1 protein-coding gene is annotated in these 1480 nt (G+C 59.3%); it reads left to right on the top strand.

The features are described from left to right. Window positions 1-58 precede the first annotated feature (58 nt). On the top strand, window positions 59-1480 hold a 1422-nt coding region (locus AC2VLY_RS00170), incomplete at its 3' end, for a TolC family protein (RefSeq protein WP_486921570.1).

The raw sequence follows: 1480 nt of genomic DNA, 5'->3' as shown, positions 1-1480 counted from the left end.
CTTCCCTCCCTGACGCTTTTTCAGGAGAATGCAGGCTCCACGAATGAGGAGCTTGAGCGTGCCCCATAAAGTGCTAAGCGCCGTCACTGGCGTCTTGTTGGCGGTCACCGGACTGACTCAGGCGGATGCCGGGGTGATGGGCTGGTTGGCAGATCCCTTTGATACCGATGGCGGAATCAGCCAGCAACCCGGACAGCCGTGGACCGGCCCCAGTAAACTGCCGACCATACCCGATGCCCATACGCTTGCTCAGGCTGAACAGGAGCAGGTCTGGAGCCTGCCGCAACTGACCGCCTATGCCCTTGCCCACAATCCGCAAACAGCGGCCGCCTGGGACTCCCTGCGTGCCGAAGCAGCAGGAGTGGGTGCAGCAGAAAGTGCCTGGTTGCCGACTCTAACCCTCAGCACTTCGGCTTCACGTCGCCAGTCGGCTTCTACGGCGGGCTTTACCGTACCCGCGCGCAACAGCGTCAATCCGAATCTGACCCTCAGCTACACCCTCTGGGATTTTGGCCTGCGCTCCGCCAAAACCGATGCGGCAAAAGCCCAGGAATGGGTAGCTGGCTTCACCCAGAATCAGGAAATCCAGTCTGTGGCCTTCAGCGTGGCCCAGGCCTATTATCAGGTGCTCGGCAACCAGTCCCTGCTCCTTGCCGATGAAAAAACCGTTGCCGAAAATCAGAAAAACCTGGAAGCCGCAGAAGTCATGCACCGCGCCGGTCAAGCGACAGTAGGGGCCTTGTATCAGGCGCGGGCTGCCATGGCTCAGTCACAATCCACCCTTGCCGCCCAACAGCAGACCCTGCGTAGCAGTCAGGGCGTATTGGCCAGCACCCTTGGCCTGAGCCCCAAAACCGTTCTGAAAATTCACCCGCTGCAACTCAATCAAACACCCCCGCAACTGCACGATGCGGCAGACACCCTGATGCAATCTGCACTAAGCGCCAACCCGGCCTTGCAGGAAGCACGAGCCCAAGTGGCTGTAGCCCAGGCCAATCTGCGGAGTGCTGAGGCCAGCGGCTTGCCCACTCTGGGGGCCAGCAGTTCCTATGGCTACCTGTTTCAGGGTGGCTTTCGGCCCGGCGACACCTGGACCGTTGGTTTTACGCTGACCGTTCCATTGTTTACGGGCTTCAATAACCACTACCAGGTTCGCCAGAACGAGGCCTTGCGTGATCAGGCTGAAGCCAACCTTGCCAGCAGCCGTAACAGCACCGAAAGCACAGTCTGGCAGGATTATCATAATTTTCAGGGGGCTACGGCAGCATGGCCAGGAGCTCGCAGTGGTCTGCAAAACGCCGACAAAGCTCTGGAAGTAGTACAGGCACAATATCGCGTTGGGCAAGCCACCATCCAGGATGTGTTGCTGGCAGAATCCACCCTGGCGCAGGCGCGTTACACCCTCATTCAAAATCTGGTCAGCAGTTACGTGGCACTGGCGCAACTCAGTCAGGCCGTGGGCATGCCTTTGGGAGCACAA

The sequence above is a fragment of the Acidithiobacillus sp. TH-A36 genome (assembly GCF_057473445.1).
This window is presented reverse-complemented; position numbering and strand designations above follow the sequence as displayed.